The organism is Candidatus Symbiobacter mobilis CR (genome assembly GCF_000477435.1).
GTDB classification, from domain to species: Bacteria; Pseudomonadota; Gammaproteobacteria; order Burkholderiales; family Burkholderiaceae_C; genus Rhodoferax; species Rhodoferax mobilis.
Genome location: NC_022576.1, coordinates 869,548 through 886,976, shown reverse-complemented (window position 1 = coordinate 886,976; position 17,429 = coordinate 869,548). Strand labels below are relative to the sequence as shown.

14 protein-coding genes and 2 CRISPR repeat arrays are annotated in these 17,429 nt (G+C 55.1%); of the genes, 1 reads left to right on the top strand and 13 read right to left on the bottom strand.

Going from position 1 to position 17,429, the window contains the following annotated elements; translation table 11 throughout:
• Window positions 1-49: 49 nt before the first annotated feature.
• Complete coding sequence (gene csm6 / locus CENROD_RS03680; RefSeq protein ID WP_022771752.1) at window positions 50-1,192, bottom strand: CRISPR-associated ring nuclease Csm6; 1,143 nt, start codon at window positions 1,190-1,192, stop codon at window positions 50-52.
• A 194-nt stretch (window positions 1,193-1,386) separates the two neighbouring features.
• Window positions 1,387-2,331: a CRISPR direct-repeat array (repeat unit 37 nt; unit sequence GTCTTAATCCCTTTGAGATCAGGGCATGTCTTTAGAC).
• A 93-nt stretch (window positions 2,332-2,424) separates the two neighbouring features.
• Between csm6 and CENROD_RS13000 the strand changes: the two genes are divergently transcribed.
• Entirely contained in the window at window positions 2,425-3,258 is an 834-nt protein-coding gene (locus CENROD_RS13000; RefSeq protein ID WP_081699919.1) for an IS5 family transposase, read from the top strand.
• 18 nt (window positions 3,259-3,276) lie between these two features.
• Window positions 3,277-4,438: direct repeats of the CRISPR family, unit length 37 nt; unit sequence GTCTTAATCCCTTTGAGATCAGGGCATGTCTTTAGAC.
• Window positions 4,439-4,647: 209 nt separating this feature from the next.
• Here CENROD_RS13000 and CENROD_RS13475 read toward each other — a convergent pair.
• The 12 genes from CENROD_RS13475 to CENROD_RS13835 all read right to left on the bottom strand — a co-directional run bounded on the left by CENROD_RS13475 (window position 4,648) and on the right by CENROD_RS13835 (window position 17,413).
• Window positions 4,648-6,120, bottom strand: coding sequence for a DUF7017 domain-containing protein (locus CENROD_RS13475; RefSeq protein ID WP_022771750.1), 1,473 nt, complete (start codon window positions 6,118-6,120; stop codon window positions 4,648-4,650).
• Between the two features lie 176 nt (window positions 6,121-6,296).
• Window positions 6,297-6,632 (bottom strand): CRISPR-associated endonuclease Cas2, encoded by a 336-nt coding sequence (gene cas2 / locus CENROD_RS03665; RefSeq protein ID WP_022771749.1) that lies wholly within the window; start codon window positions 6,630-6,632, stop codon window positions 6,297-6,299.
• 74 nt (window positions 6,633-6,706) lie between these two features.
• Window positions 6,707-7,678: a CRISPR-associated endonuclease Cas1 gene (gene cas1, locus CENROD_RS03660; protein ID WP_022771748.1), complete on the bottom strand. Its 972-nt coding sequence runs from the start codon at window positions 7,676-7,678 to the stop codon at window positions 6,707-6,709.
• Window positions 7,679-7,744: 66 nt separating this feature from the next.
• Window positions 7,745-8,029, bottom strand: coding sequence for a CRISPR-associated endonuclease Cas2 (locus CENROD_RS03655; protein WP_022771747.1), 285 nt, complete (start codon window positions 8,027-8,029; stop codon window positions 7,745-7,747).
• A 127-nt stretch (window positions 8,030-8,156) separates the two neighbouring features.
• A complete protein-coding gene (locus CENROD_RS03650; RefSeq protein WP_022771746.1) occupies window positions 8,157-8,660 on the bottom strand; it encodes a GNAT family N-acetyltransferase in 504 nt (167 codons plus the stop codon).
• Window positions 8,661-8,936, bottom strand: a complete 276-nt coding sequence (locus CENROD_RS03645) for a type II toxin-antitoxin system TacA family antitoxin (protein ID WP_022771745.1) — start codon at window positions 8,934-8,936, stop codon at window positions 8,661-8,663.
• Window positions 8,937-9,078: 142 nt separating this feature from the next.
• Window positions 9,079-10,332 (bottom strand): type III-B CRISPR module RAMP protein Cmr6, encoded by a 1,254-nt coding sequence (gene cmr6, locus CENROD_RS03640; RefSeq protein ID WP_187292328.1) that lies wholly within the window; start codon window positions 10,330-10,332, stop codon window positions 9,079-9,081.
• A 79-nt stretch (window positions 10,333-10,411) separates the two neighbouring features.
• Entirely contained in the window at window positions 10,412-10,975 is a 564-nt protein-coding gene (gene cmr5, locus CENROD_RS12375) for a type III-B CRISPR module-associated protein Cmr5 (protein ID WP_022771743.1), read from the bottom strand.
• Window positions 10,976-10,986: 11 nt separating this feature from the next.
• A complete protein-coding gene (cmr4, locus tag CENROD_RS03630; protein WP_022771742.1) occupies window positions 10,987-11,964 on the bottom strand; it encodes a type III-B CRISPR module RAMP protein Cmr4 in 978 nt (325 codons plus the stop codon).
• A 36-nt stretch (window positions 11,965-12,000) separates the two neighbouring features.
• Window positions 12,001-13,239, bottom strand: a complete 1,239-nt coding sequence (locus CENROD_RS03625) for a type III-B CRISPR module-associated Cmr3 family protein (RefSeq protein ID WP_022771741.1) — start codon at window positions 13,237-13,239, stop codon at window positions 12,001-12,003.
• Window positions 13,236-16,298: a type III-B CRISPR-associated protein Cas10/Cmr2 gene (cas10, locus tag CENROD_RS03620; RefSeq protein WP_022771740.1), complete on the bottom strand. Its 3,063-nt coding sequence runs from the start codon at window positions 16,296-16,298 to the stop codon at window positions 13,236-13,238. The genes CENROD_RS03625 and cas10 overlap by 4 nt, the downstream gene beginning before the upstream one ends.
• A 2-nt stretch (window positions 16,299-16,300) precedes the next feature.
• A complete protein-coding gene (locus tag CENROD_RS13835) occupies window positions 16,301-17,413 on the bottom strand; it encodes an RAMP superfamily CRISPR-associated protein (protein ID WP_022771739.1) in 1,113 nt (370 codons plus the stop codon).
• Between the last annotated feature and the right edge of the window lie 16 nt (window positions 17,414-17,429).

The following is a 17,429-nucleotide window of genomic DNA, read 5'->3' as shown; positions in this document are numbered from 1 at the left end:
TACAGTGCATATTTTTTCATGGAATGTCATTCGACTTTCCGTTGCCTTCCTACACCACTGTTTCCTCAAATGCAATCGCATCCGCATTCAATGCCAATTGGTAAAGGCGGGGGCGGGTGCCGCCGTCGGCGATCAGATAGGCATTGGCGCTCGGCCCCAATGTGTTCTTGAGTGTTTTGTGCAGCCTCGATTTGTGGATGCTGAAGTACTCACCGTCCATACCTTTGCGCAATGCGCGGTGCGTGGGGTCTTGGTTTTCGGCATCGTTGCCGGTGATGCGGCGGTATTCGCGCAGGTAGATCGTTGCCCAGTCTTTGTCTGGAACACCCTTTGCGGGTGCGGGCAGGGGTTCTTTGCCCATTTCCGCACGGCGCGCAAAAACGGCCAGCAGCGCCAGTTCCGCAGGCGGTAGCGCAATGCGGGTTGTGCCTGCGACGATGTATTGGCCGCGCAAATGCAGCCGCAGCCGGGGTGGGGCCAATGCGGCAATGGCGGCCTCGACGGTGTCATTGAAGCTGGCCGTGCCTGCCAACAACGCGGATGGCAGCCCATGGCGCAGGCTGACGAAAGGGATATTCGCCAGCGTGACCTGGGCGTTTACGCTGTCGGCCAACTGGTTATTGAGCAGCCTCAAAACACGGCTATAGGGCGTGGGGTAGAAAAAGTCGTAACTCGATTCGAACGGCTCGCTGACGAGGACGTGGCTCAGCCGATCCTGCGCACGGCCATAGAGCGACAAGGCGTAGCCCAGATAAAACCCCATCGTCTTGCGCCCGCCTGCGATGGAAGCGTGCAGAGCGCAAGCGTCGTCGGCAGTGAAAGCGCGAACCTGCGCGGTGATGAAGTCGGCAGCGGCCTGGTTGTCCGCCGGAGTGCGGATATCGCCCAATGGCTTGCCCTGGGCATCGCGCATCACATGGATATGGCTGCGGTCGAAAGCGATACCGGGCAGATGGAAGTCGGCCTGCAACTTGTGGAACCAGCCCAGGTCTTCACTGAGCAGCGAAAGCTCTGCACGCTGCGCGCCGGTGGCGGTGGTCAGCAGATGGACTTCAGTAGGAACGAAAGCCTCGTCCTGGTCGGCGGCCAGGGCGTAAATCGTCTCGGTGACGATCTGCGGGGACAAGCCGCTGACGGCGATCAAAACACGGCGCGGATAGCCGGCGGGTTGGTGGGGGTCGTAGGAGTTCATGGGGAGCAGTGTCGGTGCGGTTTTGCGGGATGGGGGGAATGGCAAGCTTGCTGGTGTGGCGGATTTTGTGTCGTATGTGACACCGCTGCATGCTGATTCCGGTGAACGTGACCGTTGCTACCGGGCGGTAGGAAGCACGGTAATAAGGGTATTTATTAAGATTGATGGTAAGCATATATATGCTTATTCAGAAATTCTTAATCCCTTTGAGATCAGGGCATGTCTTTAGACCTTCTACGCGCTGGAGGATGTCGGTCTAGTAGTGTCTTAATCCCTTTGAGATCAGGGCATGTCTTTAGACTCAAGCTCGTCGGCGGACTGTGCCTTTGGCATGGTCTTAATCCCTTTGAGATCAGGGCATGTCTTTAGACTCCGAAGGAGGATCTCATGAGAGATCTTTGGAAGTCTTAATCCCTTTGAGATCAGGGCATGTCTTTAGACGCTCTGATTATCCTACTCAAGTTAAAGAGGAGTCTTAATCCCTTTGAGATCAGGGCATGTCTTTAGACCCAGCCAAAGCTCAATAACGAAATATCGCTACGTCTTAATCCCTTTGAGATCAGGGCATGTCTTTAGACAAAGAGTGGCGAAGGCTAGGTAAGCCAAAAATGTCTTAATCCCTTTGAGATCAGGGCATGTCTTTAGACGTAATGGCCTCATTTTTCTATGCATTGGAAGAGTCTTAATCCCTTTGAGATCAGGGCATGTCTTTAGACCTCAATCTCAGGCCCAATTTGAACGGGCAGATGGGTCTTAATCCCTTTGAGATCAGGGCATGTCTTTAGACGCTGGCGGAGACACCGCTAAGTGGGTAGAGTATGTCTTAATCCCTTTGAGATCAGGGCATGTCTTTAGACGGTATTCCTACTGGTTATCTTACTGGTTTAGATGTCTTAATCCCTTTGAGATCAGGGCATGTCTTTAGACTGAACCAGATTTCGATACACTTCCTGAAAAGGGGGTCTTAATCCCTTTGAGATCAGGGCATGTCTTTAGACTGCGGGAGCGGGTGTGGTAGCTGCTGAAGCTACCGTCTTAATCCCTTTGAGATCAGGGCATGTCTTTAGACTTTTTTATGAATAAGACAGAAGAGTTGGTCTCTGTCTTAATCCCTTTGAGATCAGGGCATGTCTTTAGACAGAAGAGGATATGCCGGATTAGAGCCTATTTCAGTAGGCTAATGATATATAATATTAATCATCACAGTCGCAATAACCCAGATGAGGAAAATTATGGGCCTGATATTTCATGATGATGGGTGGAGATTGCATGATGCACTCTGGGGAATAATAAAATCATCGCTCCCTGAACCCAAAAAACATCCCCTTGGTTGCCATAATCCGCGTGTATCTGATCGCAGCGCAATGAACGCAATTCTTTTCGTATTGCGAACTGGCTGCCAGTGGAACGCCTTAAACATGACGGGAATTTGCTCGTGCAGTTCTGCCTATCGACGCTTTCGCGAATGGACGAAAGCAGGTGTATTTTCAGCCCTTTGGATACAACAATTGGTCGAATACGACAAATCCCAAGGCATCGATTGGGCATGGACATCCATGGATGGAGCGTTAACCAAAGCGCCCCTAGCAGGTCAGCAAACAACTGGGGCCAACCCAACAGATCGAGGCAAGCAAGGTGTCAAGCGCAGTGTGCTTACTGATGGTGCAGGCATACCGCTTGCCGTCGCCATCGACGGTGCGAATCGGCACGACATGAAGTTGGTCAGGAGTACGCTGGAAGACATCAAAGCAAAACGACCAGACCCGACGGATACAAAACCACAAGGCATCTGCTTGGACAAAGGATACGATTTTGATGAAGTAAGAGAGATCGTCAAAGAATTTGGCTTTACGGCTCACATTCGTTCCAGAGGCGAAGAAGCTAAATCTATAAAGCAAGAAGCTGGTTTCAAGGCACGGCGCTGGGTAGTAGAACGTACACATAGCTGGATGAATCGCTTTCGCCGAATTCTGGTGCGTTGGGAAAAACTTCCTGAAACGTATATCGCCATGTTGCACCTCACTTGCGCCCTAATCACTTTAAGGGCATATTGCCTACTGAAATAGGCTCTAATCTATCCGGTGGGTCTTAATCCCTTTGAGATCAGGGCATGTCTTTAGACGAATATAGAAAGAAGACTTGGTGGGAGAGTAAAGTCTTAATCCCTTTGAGATCAGGGCATGTCTTTAGACTAAGAGTATTAAATACCCTGTAATTAAGTTTCTGTCTTAATCCCTTTGAGATCAGGGCATGTCTTTAGACGCAATGCGCTCCATGCACACGTCCTGAATAAGTCTTAATCCCTTTGAGATCAGGGCATGTCTTTAGACTGATTTAGCTAACCATTTTGGTAAAGATAAACTGTCTTAATCCCTTTGAGATCAGGGCATGTCTTTAGACCTACTATGTTTAGGATGCTTGGTCAATTGTGGAAGGTCTTAATCCCTTTGAGATCAGGGCATGTCTTTAGACAAGATTTAAGCATTACAAGTAGACTTTATATTGTCTTAATCCCTTTGAGATCAGGGCATGTCTTTAGACCGTAGCGGCGCAAAGAATGCGCTGATCTACAAAGGTCTTAATCCCTTTGAGATCAGGGCATGTCTTTAGACGTAGCGTACCAGTACGGTCCTTCCCTGATCAGGGTCTTAATCCCTTTGAGATCAGGGCATGTCTTTAGACCCAGGTAGGCGTCAGTCCCTGTAATGTATTGTTTGTCTTAATCCCTTTGAGATCAGGGCATGTCTTTAGACGTACCCCCCAATAAACGTCGCCATGACGTTGTCGTCTTAATCCCTTTGAGATCAGGGCATGTCTTTAGACGGTAATGCGATGCATCAACAGATCCTGAATAAGTCTTAATCCCTTTGAGATCAGGGCATGTCTTTAGACTGAGCAAAAGTGACGATGAGATTGCGGCGTGGGTGTCTTAATCCCTTTGAGATCAGGGCATGTCTTTAGACTGTGCGCGTAAGTAGCGTGGATGAAGGAGGGGACGTCTTAATCCCTTTGAGATCAGGGCATGTCTTTAGACCATCATGGCATTGGTTACACGTAACAACGCGCAAGTCTTAATCCCTTTGAGATCAGGGCATGTCTTTAGACTACGATGTTCCGTATGCTTGGGCAGTTGTGGAAGTCTTAATCCCTTTGAGATCAGGGCATGTCTTTAGACGTTGAGTGCCTCGACTGGTGGAACGCACTAGTGGGTCTTAATCCCTTTGAGATCAGGGCATGTCTTTAGACTCCAACCGTCAAAAAATCTTTTGTTTTCAATAAGTTGCGTTGCGACTTGAAGATTATTCCCAACTGAAAAAAACCAGCTACTCGCTTGCAGCTTAGGTTTTCATGGTTCCTGTATTGGCTTGGTGGCATCATACCACACTCACTTTCCAAATTTTTTTGGATGGAATAGCTAATATCTTTAGATATTATGCATATCGTTTTTATTTATGTTACAGAGCTTGATTTATGTATAAATCTTGTAGAATACAATGTATTGCGCTCCAGCATGATTTTCCTTGTTTATTAATTTTTCTCATTGCTTTTCCTTTTACATTATATTGTTGCACCGGATCAAAATTCTTGGCCAGTTCAGGCGGTACAAAAACATCTCCCAACTCGCAACGAACAAATGCAAAATCTTTATCAGCTTGACGTATGACAGTACCTGAGAATGCTTGACAAAGCCCAGTGATTTCTTGGAGTTCAGAGATTTTCCAGTCAAGTGGGGGGCCATCTGTTTCTCTGCGTCCAATCTCGATAACGGTTCCAGATGGAAGTTTTGCAATTTCTGGGAACTTTTTGTTCCATAACCCAATCCCAGATTCAGTTCCCGTAGCCAGAAAAGTAAGCGCATTTGTGCTATGATTTTGATCGATTACGCCTCGTGTATATGTAAGTCTTTGTCGATGGAGTTCTTGCAATATTTTGCAAGCAACTGAATGCATTGGGGGCAACGGTTGTAGGGTATTGTTGGCCACTGCATCGTGGTACCAATTATTGGCCAAAATATTTTGTAAACCCTGGGGAATGCGGTAGCCATTTATTTTTCTGTATTGTATAGCCAACCATGCTTGGTTCGCCGCCTCATTGTAGCGTTCAACCAATGCTAGGCGTTGTGCTAACTGGATGCGGATTTTTGCTACTTCAATTTCCTTACGTGCTAACTGCGTTGCATAGGCGTAGCAAATCAAAGTGTCTTCTGGTCTCGTAGTTTCAAAAATATCTCCTAACAATCCCCAAGGCCAAGCCGCTGTGGAATGTTGTAACAGAACCGGGATTAAGCGTTGCAAGGCCAAATCTGGTTGGCCCTGGGCGAGGTGTAGCTTGCTTTGGTAATAATTGAACCATAGATCATTAGGTTCTATTTTTAATGATCGCTTCAGAATTTGACTTCCCCATTCTATCCATTGTGGACGTGTTTGTTTATCTGTTGCTTTAGCAGCCGTTTCGCGACAAATAGCACGTATGTAGCGCTTATAGAAGCTTTCCACAATCTTGCCTTCTTGGGTCACAAAAGGTTTCTTATCTTCCCCTGTAAAATTATCAGCTCCGACCCAGCGGGCATAACCTAAAAAATCAGGCCAATACCGTGACGATTTTAGTGCCAGTCGGTTCATGTGCGAAAAGACTGAATCGCTACGCAATGGATTGGCTATATGCAGAAATTCGCGCATGAGTGGCGAAAGTCGGCTGCCTATTGTATACGGTGAAATTTTTTTTGCTTCACAACGGTCAATAATAGATTTAACATGATCATACATTGACCATGCATAGGCGCGCAATAACCATAGATCATTTTCATTGCCGGGATATGCCTCCCGCGCTATTTGCAGTGCTTCAGCAGATCGACCCTGCTTGCGCAATGTAAATATTTCTCGGGAATTCATTGTATCTTCAATGATTTTATGGGTAATAGATATCAAGCTATTTATCGCCTATTTATCGCCTATTTATCGCCTATTTATCGCCTGATGACATTTTTATATTTGTACTATCTGTGCAGCTAGATTTTTGTGAGGCAGTATGGTCTCTATGCTAACTAAATTTATTATTTTGCGATTTATATTAAAAAATTCAACTAAAAACTAACTTTTTTCTGTTACGTGAATAAAGCATACTGGTCATCTTGTTCTGCTGTGGTCTGGTCTTTCCATAAGCCAGGCAGAACGTCATTCGGCACGATACTTGTTCCCATGCTGACTTTCCACGTATTCTGCGGTATATAGTAGCCGCGAATATCGTCTTTCTCAGGGTCTATCAGGGAGCGTAACTCTGTAACTAATTTTTCTATTTCTAATCTTGTTACATCTAGCAAATAAACGGAATACTGTAGCGGAAGTCCATATTTTTTGATAATTTTATGAATTTTGTTATATCTTTTCGGGTCACAAATGTCATAGGCTATAATGTATTTATTTTTTAGCTTGGTGCCCATGGTTTTACTCCTATGACCTGGTAGATATTAGAGATATTAGAATTGTTATCGATGAATTACTATATTCTTGTAATCTATTCCGCCAAGCATAGCGATCCCTTGTTGCGCAAGGTTTTAGCCAAGTTCTGGCATTGCGCACGCAGCCACCGTTGCCAGGGTTTTTGGTTTTCCTCCCATTCCGTGTAATAGATTTGCCTGCCTGCTTTGCCCATCATGCAGCCGGTTTCGTTGGTGCTGAAGTGGTCTTCTCGCAGCACTCTTTTGCGCAGCAGTTCCCATACCCAGGCATCCACTGCGGGGCGCAGGGGTTCGATCAAGTCGCTGGCCAGGCTTTCCCGGCCAAAGGCGGGGCGGTGGTAGAAGCCGAGCATCGGGTCCAGCCCGGTAATCGTGCATTGCTGGATGGCTTGCGCGTGCAGCATCGTGTAGCTCAGCGATAGGCATACGTTCACGGGGTCTTTGGGCGGGCGGCGGTTCCGTCCGGCAAAACCCAATGCGGGCGGGAATACGCTGCCCAGCGCGGCAAAGTAGGCGCGGGCCGCTGCGCCTTCCCATCCACGGATGCTGGCGACAGCCCCCGTCGTCGCGCCGAATTCGCGCAAATGCGCCTGAATGCTGTCGATGGTCTGGATCGCATCGAACAACGGTTTGCGCGCATCGGGGCGTTCTTGCTGCATCAGCGATAGCGTTTTGCGTTGCCGCGCCAGCTTGGCCCGCACGATGCCAGCCGACCATTGCCAGCATTCCTGCTGGTTCATTACCCGCAACGCTTGGGCGATGCGCACGGCTGCGTCGTTGTGCTGGTTGCCCAGAACGATGGCCGCCCTGCGTTGGGCGCGGGGGCTGATCAGCACGGTCGTTACGCCTGCTTCGGCCAGCCGTTGCAGCACGCCGGTATCGAGCTTGGTGCGTGCGCCATGGATCACGCAGCGGTCCATCAGCTTGATCGGCACCGTTCCCCGGCGCGTGCCGGATTCGTACAGCGCCAGCGCGTCGCCATCCACGCGGATATCGAGTTCGGTGCGATCCAGTACCAGCAGTGCCATGGTGTTGCCTCTGTCGTTGGGGTGGTGGATGTCGTCGCTGTAGTGGTTGCCTTGCCGCGTTCGGGGTCAGCCAACGTAAAAGTAATCGGGATCGGCAGGCTGCATGGCCTTGCCCAAGGTGTAGACGTGGCTGCGCGGGTCCAGCCGCAGCAGCAGAAAACGATCCTCTTCCGGGTCCAGCAGCAGGGCCATGTCCGCCAGCAATGCGGCGCGTTCCTCTGCCGTCAGAAAAATTTCATGGACAGACTTTTGCCCGCCCGTGGCATACGCCCGCGTGAGCTTGAGCGCAGCCTTGAGCCGACGGGGCTTGGCTACGTCGTAACACGCCAGATGAAACAGCCGTTGTGCCATGCAGGCATTGTTTGGCCCTTTTTGGCGAGGGGGCGGAATGGCAAGCTTGCGGGGGTGTACCCCCCTCCAAGTCTGCCCTCTCGGAACGGGAGCGCTGGATTGCCGGGTTGCGCAGTGCTCGGGCGAATCACCCTCGATCAGCAAAACCACTGCTGGGCAGGATCAGCCGAGATGTCTGCCCGGGTAGTTCGAGAAAGCCGAAATGTTGGTAAAAGGTGGATGCCGATGGCGACTTTGCGTCGACCACGATACCGGCTACGGCCAGGGTGCGACTGGCGGCATGGACTTTCCGACAGACATCAGCCAGCAGAATCGACCCAAGGCCCTTACCCTGAAATTCGCGGTCTACAGCCAATCGGCCCAACAGAGCCACCGGCACCGGGTAGCGCGGCAGCTTCTTGCGCAAGTTTTCAGGCAGCGTCTCGGCCTGGATGCTGGCGGCGCTCAAAGTGAAGAATCCGGCAATCCGCGTGGAGGATTCGAGAGGACTTGCAATGAAGGCGCGGGTGACGTTGCGGCGGACATCCTGGGTGGCATAGCGGCGCAGATAGTCGTTCAGCGCTGCATCACCACAGTCAAAGCGCGCCGTATCCGCTTCGCTGTCGAGGGGGCGAATGGAATAGCCGGACATTCAGCGCACTTGCTCGTCGTGGCAGGCAAAAGCGCGTTGCAGCGCGGCATTGGGCGTGACCGGTGTATCCAGCGCCTTCAAAAAGAGGGCGAAGTCCTCTTGCGAAAGGGTGATGGTTTCGTGGGCTGCCAACACCGCTTGCGCGTGGTGGACGGCATTCTGTAACACGAATTCGGAAACGCTCATGTGGGAATGGGCAGCGGCTTTGTCGAGCAGGTGGCGCACCTGTTGGTTGCAGCGTATATGCAAACGGGTGTCTTTGACGGTGGCAGTCATGGTGCATCTCCCAGAAAATCATGCGCGATATTGTGCGCCGTTCGTGCGTACATAGCGTTGCCATGGGTTCCCCCCAAAAATGGATGTATGCGGTAGCCCGCTGGGGGGAGGAATGGCGATCAACGGTGGGTGGGGACTGATGTCACCCCGTTGTGGCAGGCCGCAATAGTTCCCAAGTATTGCCATCTTGCTTGACCACAACGGGCACGTTTCTGAATGCGCCATCCTTGGTTAGGCGAGTACGCTGTTTTTCGGGTAAGGCATTGAGGAATGCCTTGGCCAAGTCGCCCTTCAATGGCTTCGTTTTTTTGGGTGGATTCCCCGCAGTGATTTCGCTGGTATTGCGGCTGTACGTCAAGGTAGCCTCCTGCCAAATGATGCCTTCTTCCACAGGGGCAATCGGCTGTTCCGTGGATGTCGTTGCAGCCCGGGGTTCTTTGGCGGGGGCGGGCTGTGGCAGGGGGGCGGGTTTTTGCATGGCCCCGTACCCCACCGATGTTTTGGCACCAAACCCTACCCATTCGCAGGCGTGGTGCATGGCGGCATCGAGCAATGCGCGCCAGCGGTTTTGCAGCCCTTGCGGCAATTTCTGGGCATGGCATACCGCAAAAAAGTGGAATGCAGATCCTGCAGGTACGGCCAGAAAGTTGACAGGGATGGGCGAATGGCTGTCGTGGGGGTTGCTGTCTCCTCGGTAATACGGCCCATGGTGCGGGGTCATGATTTCCACCACCATGCGGTTGCCTTGGGGTTGGGGGTAGACATCCCAGCAGTCCACCGCGCCACGCCATTGCAGTCCACCGCGTAGGGTGGAACCGGCCAGGCAGGCTTGCAGAAAGCCTTGGGCCGCAGCAGTGCGGTCGCTGGAATCGGCATAACGGGCCATCGATTTGTCGATGTTGGCAAGCCGTTGCAACAACTCATGCAAATTGGCGTTGGCTGCCAGCTTGTAGCTATCGCGCTCGAATGCGTGGCCCAAGTCGCTATCGCTGTCCCACTGGCTGCCCTTGTTGACTGCCCCTTCAAAGCCAAACAGCCACCAGATATCGACCCACGTCCAGCCATCGTCGTTTTGGGTGTCGTTGTCCAGCGCCAGTTCTTCCGCAGCACGGCGAAGAATGCCTTTGAACCCGCTGCCTGCCAGATACGGCAAGCCGTAGGGGGTGAGGAAGGCAAAGCCGTTTTCGATGGGGTGCTCGTTACCCAACCCTGTGGCAAATGGCGCGGTGCTGGTGGTGTGCCAGTGCAGGCCGTTTGCGCCATACGTGGCTACCAGCGCGGTTTGGCGTTGGATCAGGGCTTCGACGGTTTTTACGCTGGATGGGGGGAGGGGGCAGCTTTTTTCTAGGAAGTGTTTTTTTTCTTTGGGATTACAAACGTCATTTTGGTAAATCAAAAAAAAGTGTCCAGGCGGGATATTTTTAGCATTTGCATACAAAATTGGTTTGATGCGATCTGGTACCCATACGATGTTTTCAGGCATTGCTATCTCCTCCCAATGCATCGACGAATTGCCGAATCCATTTCAGCAATTCCAAGGCTTCGTCGGTGGCGCGCAAATAGTCTTGTGAAAGTGAATTTTGTAAGTATTTCATGAATGAAGGGAAATCTTTTTCCTGGTGATTTATGGTGGGAATTCGTTCATGCAAACCACAAATTAGGTGACGCAATAGTGCTTTTGCAGGATCGCTTTTTTTCCCCTCGTAAAACGCCATCGTTGGCATCAATCCACTGCCCATGATGAGCGCGGGCGCGCCTTTGGCTAGGTTTTTGTAATCTGAGCCGTATTGCTTGATTCCCTCTTGCGCATAACCCCACGCCAGTTTGGCGCGTTGTTGGTCCAGGGTTTGGGGTGTGCCCTCACCCTGCCCTCCCCCGGTGGGGGAGGGTTCTGTGGAATGCCTTCTCTTGCCGGGGTAGGGTTCCGATGCCGTGCGTGATTCCGTGCGTTGTGGGTTCAACGTGCTGGCCTTGTTTCCATCTTGCGGGTTTTTGTTGGTGGTCAGTTTGGCGCGTGGTTGGTTTGCATGTTGGTTCATCGTGGCCTCCATCAAGCTTTTGGTTGGTTTGGTTCTTGTGGTGCGCATTGCACCAATACCAACCCCCGGCCGGTCGTGGCGTCCCCGCCTATCTGTAGCACCTTGCCATGGATTCCGGGTTGTTCCGTGGTGCCGTTCAGCACGGCTGTCAGGATGTCCAAAGCGCCTAGCCTGGGCAATGCTGCTGCGCCGTCTTCCCCCGCTTTGGGCTTGGCGCGGTGTTCGTCGCTGGCTTGCACCAGCCCGACCAGCAGCGATTCGGGGGGCAGGTTTTCGACGTAGAACAAGCCGCCGCCGTCTGCTGTGCCGGTTTGGTCATTGATGCGAACGTGCGGTTCCACCACCATGCCATGGCGGGCAAAGTGGCTGAAGTCCGTGTCATGCAACAAAACCAGGTCTTCGCAAAACTTTTGCTGAAAGTACTGGTTCCCGGCTCCAGCCAGCGCGTGCTTGGCAATCCACTGGGCGATGTTGGCAAGGAGGGGTTCGACCTTTGCGGGCCGGAATTCAAACGCTTCGAGCACAAGCTGGTCTTTGTCCGCCAATCCTGCTCCGCTCAACAACGCTTGCCCGGCTTGGGGTACGGTGGGTACTTCCCAGCCGCATTCCACCCCCGCTTGCAGCGCCAACCTGCGCAATCGGGCCAGCGCCAGGGGGCTGGTGACGTAGGCAAAGCCGTTGCGCAGCGATCGAACCGGCAGCGCAACAAGTTGCGCGTCGGTCAGCGACAGTGCTCCGGCGTAGTCTGAAGCATTGGTGTCCGGCCCGAAGATGCGGGCGATCAGCCCGTTGGGCTTGTCCCCTTCGCGTGGCCATTGGTTGGCAAAGTGGTGGCGCAGCGCGCCTTTCAGCCCGGACCCGGCAAAGCTGGGGTGCTGGGTATGCACTTCGCGCTGGATGGGGCTGTCAATCGCGCCAATGGCGCTGCCCGCGCCCATGTGGACGGGGCTGACTGCGGCGTAAAAAGCAAGACGGGTTGCAGTGAACATGGTTTTTTTCTCCGGTGAATGGGGGGGAGGGGACGATCAATCTTGTGGCCATGCCGCAAGCCACGCACGGTTGTAGCCTTCGGCGCGGCGCTGGGCTTGTTCGGTCGAAAGATTCTGGGGCCATAGTCCTGCTTCGACCCATTCGGCAAGCTTGTCCCAGTCTCCGTCGAAGTCGTCAAACCAGTAGACCGACCCTGCGCCAACGACCATGTGCGCGGACTTGGGCTTCCACTCGTACAAATCCCATCCGCTGATGCATTCGCGCCGCCCTGCCGCCGCGCAAACCAGCCTTGCGGAAAACCCTTTCCCTTGCAGGATGTAGTCGCCTGCTGCATTGCGTTGCACCCCTTCGGGCAGCCAGCCGCCGCTGAACCAGCCGGGGGTATGCAGTACGAGCCGGAACCGTTTTGCGGGCGGTGGCGTGGGCACGCGCCATGCGGCAACGTCCAGACGTTGCCACCGTGCGCTGCGGCCATCGCCCCCCAGCCGCAACAGCCCTTGTGCTGGCAACAGGGAACCGATGCCTTCCACTGCCGCAAGGTAGCCTGTTGCGCCTGCAGGGGGTGGTTCTGTTTCGCCATTGCTCTCTTTGCCGCTCCCGCCTACGCCACTCCCGCTTGCCAGGCCAAGTTCCGCAGGGCGAAAGGCAAAGCCCTCGGTGGTGTAGATCAACCCTTGTTGCGTGGTGCGGGTGGTGGAGTCCATGCCGATGCCAAGCCTGGGGTCCGGTTTGGCCAGGTGCGACGTTTTCACGGTTTGATCGATCGTGGGCAACTGGCCTTGCAGGTATGCCAACCAGCCCGCCCAGTTCAGCCACACGCCGCCTTCGGGCTTGGCCTGGCTTGCGCTGCGCAGCATGGCTTGCATGGGCAATGGCCCGCTGCGGCAGATTCCTTCCGGGCACGGCTGGGGGTGCAGGGGTACGAGCTGCCCATCGACTTCCACCAAATCGGCAGGCAAGGGCAGGTACGCCATGGGCGTTGCCGCGTTGCCGTGGTACTGGGCCAGCGCCACGGCGCACAGGGAAAAAGCGCCGGGTTGTTGGGGCGTTCCCAGGCAGGCTTGCAGGGCCGGGTCTTCATTGCAGCCCTTTGCGCCAAAGCGCGCAAGCTCTGTGGGGTGTTGCGCAAGCAGTGCGCTGCGCAAGGCCCCGGCCAGTACGGAAGGCTGCGGCAACAGGCTGCCTACGCCATGTTCGCCAGCCCCACCGAATGCGGAGTTGCCACGCAGAAACAGGGTGTCGGTGGGTTGGATGAAAACGGGAATGGCGTTCATGAACGGGACTCCTGGGTGGCGCTGGAACGGATGCCCTGCTTGATGGCGCGGGCTTCGCGGGCAAAGAATTCGCTGGTGGCAAGAAAGTTTTCGATGGCGGTGCGGGGGTGCCGGGGGCGCATTGCGTCGCAAACAAAGTCCACCACGTTCCGCGCCACTTCCGGCGTGCCCTTTTGTCGCTGGAATTGGGCAGACAGGGAGCACGCAATGCGTTCGCGCCACAGTTCGTTATCGCGGTCGCCTTCGTCGTCGGTCAATCCGGCAAACCACAGTTGCGCACGGTAAATCGCCCCACGGGAAAAATCGGTCAGCGCCAGCTCTTGGGCCAATTGCTTCATCAACGCCAACGCGCTGCGGGCCAAGTCCGGTTCCCCCGGCTTGCCTGCCCACCAGGGGCTGGTTACTGTGACGGCACCGCCCCCGCGTTTGAGCACTTTCAGGCAAAAGGCGTCGCGGTCGTATTCCTTGGGTTTGCCATTGCGTTGGTTCCCTTCACCTCCAGCGTTCAGGTCGGCGGGAACCGGCCTGCGCGTGTTCTTCGCCTGCTTTTCCGCCGCCCGCAGTTCCCGCAGCACCATGCCCATCGGCGCGGTGTGGTGCGCGACGACGGCACCCATCGACGCAGTGGCTTTGGCGCCCATCAACGTCATCAGCCTGCCATCGAGATAGCCCCAGCCTTTGCTCAGCAGGAATGGCTTGGAGGGCTTGGAAGGCTTGGTTCCCTTCAACCCATCCAATCCGCCGACAAAAGCATCAAGCTGCATCGCTGGATCGGGAGCCAGCCCGCTGTACGCCAGACGCAGCAATTGCATCGCATCAAACAGATCATCGACCGCCACCAGTGCGAGCACGTCGTCGCCCCCTGCGTAGAGCAGTTTGCCCTTGCAACATTCTTCGACGACGTGCCGCGCAATCCGCGAGGAAAAGTCGTTCAACGCTTGCGAAATCGCCCCATGGCGGCCCGGCGAAACGGGGCGGTGTGTATCGAGGTATTCGCGCAATGCCGGGTGCTGCTGTTCCAACAAATCCATCTTGCCGAGGATCTGGCTGTGCCAGGTTTTGCGGTATTGCAGCCGGGTTTCTTTGTCCGCGCCGGAAAGCCACCCGCCCATGCGGTCTCCATCCATCAGGATCAGCGCGTAGTAGGTTTCGGGCCGCACATCGCCCCACAGGGTGCGCAGCGTCGAATCGCTGTCTGCTTTGTTTGCCTTGTCTTCCTGCTCCTCCAGCGCAGCGGGCAGGCGTTTGAAGTCGTCCAGGTGCTTCGATAGGCCAGCCTTGTGTACGGCCTGCACCAGGCGGTGCGGCAATACCGTTGGTTCGAATCGGGCCAGTTCCTTTGGCAGGTGGGCCAAGGCGTTTTCGATGGCTGCTTTGCGCTGGGGTTTGGCGGGGTCTTGCAGTTCTTCGAGCACGTTTTCCAGTGAGGTCGAAATCGCCAGCGCATGGGTGCTGACGACGAACCGGCGTACTGTTTCGGCCCCGGTTCCGGTCAGCGCGGCAACGCGCTCGGCAAACAGCGTGGGCCACATTCTTTTGAGGGTGGCCAGCGCGCCCAGGTGTTCGCCTTCTTTCACCCAACTTGGTTTGCGCCGCGCCAGTTCGCCCCATACGCTGCGGGCATTGCGTTCGGTGCGGTTCAGCCCCAGGTGCTCGCGGTCGTCGGTCAGCCATTCGGCTTCGGCGGTCAGGGTGCAGCGGTGCCCTTCGTACCGCGCAGCAGCAAAGGGCCGCAGCGCCTTGGTGGCGGCAAGGTGGCGCTCTGCCAGCGCGTGGACTGCGGGGTAGAGGATTCCCGCGTTGGGCCGTAGAAAGTGCAGTCCTTCCAATTCCAGTTCCTTGCTCAGCAATTGCCAGATTGCGGGTTCGAATATGCCCTGTTCAGCCAGGTTGGGGTGAATTTGGCGCAGCACTTCCTGCAACTTGCCAGCCACCTCGTGCAGGTCGGACCGGTCTTCTTTCAACAGCGGCCATGTGGCCGCCGCCCAATACCCTTCGGGAAAGTCCGCCAGTTGGGCGCGGATTTGTTCGCGGGTCACGTCGTTGATGGTGCGGCCTGCTGCTTCAAAGACTTTTTCCGCCGCTTGCTCGGCCCATTCCAATGCCTTGGCTTTGATCGCCTGCAAAGCGGATTCGGCCAAGGCTTGCGCTTGGCGGGACGGAACGATCGCCAGAAACTTGTTGGGCAGGCTGGCGGCAAAGAGCGGGTTGCGGTCGTCTTCGCGACCCAGCAACGGGCTGCCGTACCGCTCGAACAAATCACGCAGGGCTGGCCCGCCATCTTGGTCTTGCATCAGCCAGGCATCGACCAACGGCACGCCGCGCAGGTTGGGGAACACCACTACATCCGGCCCCAGCTCGGCAACGATGGGGCGCAGGGCTTCCCACACCAGGGTCGAAAGCAGATGCGAACCCGCCCACAAGTCGGACGTGCTGCGCGCTTGCCCGATGAACCCTTGCACCGGGCCGAAGCTCATCACCAGCAGCGCGGGTTGGTCGGGGCCGTTCTCATCGCCGGCCAGCGCGGTATGGATTGCGCTGACGGTATCGAGGTGCGACCAAATGCTGTGGTCGGGCGTGCGCGAGTCAGCAGGGAGCAAGGGCCACAGCGCGCCGACTTGTACATCGTCCCCTTGCGGTATTTCGGGGCCAAAGCGCCAGAAAGCCAGAAAGGTGCGCCGGTCGTCTTCCCGAATCAGGCTTTGGAAATGCGCTTGGCTTTGTTTTTTGATGTCGTCCAGCTCTACGTCGAGTTCCAACCCCGGCAATGCCAACCGTTCGCCGGACAAGGGGTGAATCAGCTCCGCGCAGTGGCCAAAACGCACGGCCTCAAAAGCGGGGTAGCGGCCAGCGTGGGCATCACGCGGCCAATTGGGCCGGTCTGCGGCGGCGGCCATGTGGTCCGCGCGCTTGTCGAATTTGCGTCGATTCAGCTCCAACAGTTTGGAGAGCGCGGCAACCGTCCCCCCTTCATGCCCTGCGGGGTCTCGCAGCAGCACAAGCTGTTTTTCTGCGGGGTCATGCAGCCAGGCGGTGAGTTTTTGGGTGTAGTTCGTCATGGTTAGGCTCCCTTTTTGATGCGTGTCAGGCGTGTGGGATGTTTCTGATCGAGGTGGGCATACACGTTTTCCCATACCTGCTTTTGCATCGCGATGTTGGGTGGCGATTGCGTGAAGTCGGTGGAAATGCCGCAAGGCATATGCACGAGTACGGCGAAATACCTGCCCTGGTGGCAATGCACCTTGCAGCGCAAGCTGCTTGCTAGGCGTTTGTCGTTGCCGATTCCTCGAACCCCATGGTTGGTTACGGGGTAGGCAAGGACATGGCGGTCTCGCAATTGCGGGTGGGGGGGCATTTCGCCCTGTGGAAAGGCTAGGCTGGTGCGCAGCTCGATCTTGACCTTGGCCCATTCGGTCAACAGTTCCTCCCACGACGCAAAGCCGCCTACCGCTATCTTGTTGTCGGCTTTGGTGATCTGGCCCAGTCGCCATGCGGCGATCCGGCCATTCGCTGTCTGCGTCAGAGCATGGGGCCAGTCGCGTTGGAGCGCTTCGTCGAGCGTGCATGTTTTGGCGATCTGCTGCAACGCGCTATCGCTCAAATCCGTGTACGGCTTGATGCCGTCTCCCGTGACGGACAAGGAACCCCAGCCGTTACGGGAACGGGAACCCAAGGTACCGAACCACGCGATCAACTGCAGTGCCTGCATCAACTCTTCCTTGTACTTGACAGGGAATCGAAGCTGCCAGGACAGCGGGTTGTTGGGGTTGGGGGCGATGGCTGGGCGGTTGCCCTGCGTAGTTACAGGGCCAAAGCCCAAATACACCGATGGGGGAATGGGTATTGCTTGTTTGGTATTGCGATCCTTGACTTCGGGATGTTGAACCGGGGTCATCTTCGGCAATGCACGCTGTTTTCCTTCCTCCCACCCCGACAACCGCATCCGCACCAGCGACTTTCCGCCGCTTTCATCCCCGGCATAGCCAAAAAGCCGGTTTTCGTCTTCCCGCAACCTGTCTACGTCATAGCCCACTTTGGGCGCATGGACGATTCGCCACCACTGTCGCAATAGGGCTTTGAACGGGGGTGTTCGCCATTGGGCCTCCTGCTTGGAGTTGCCCAAAAAGGCCGGGGTGGTGAAAGACACCCCCAAATCGACGGTACACATGGTCATCGCTACTCCTCCTTGC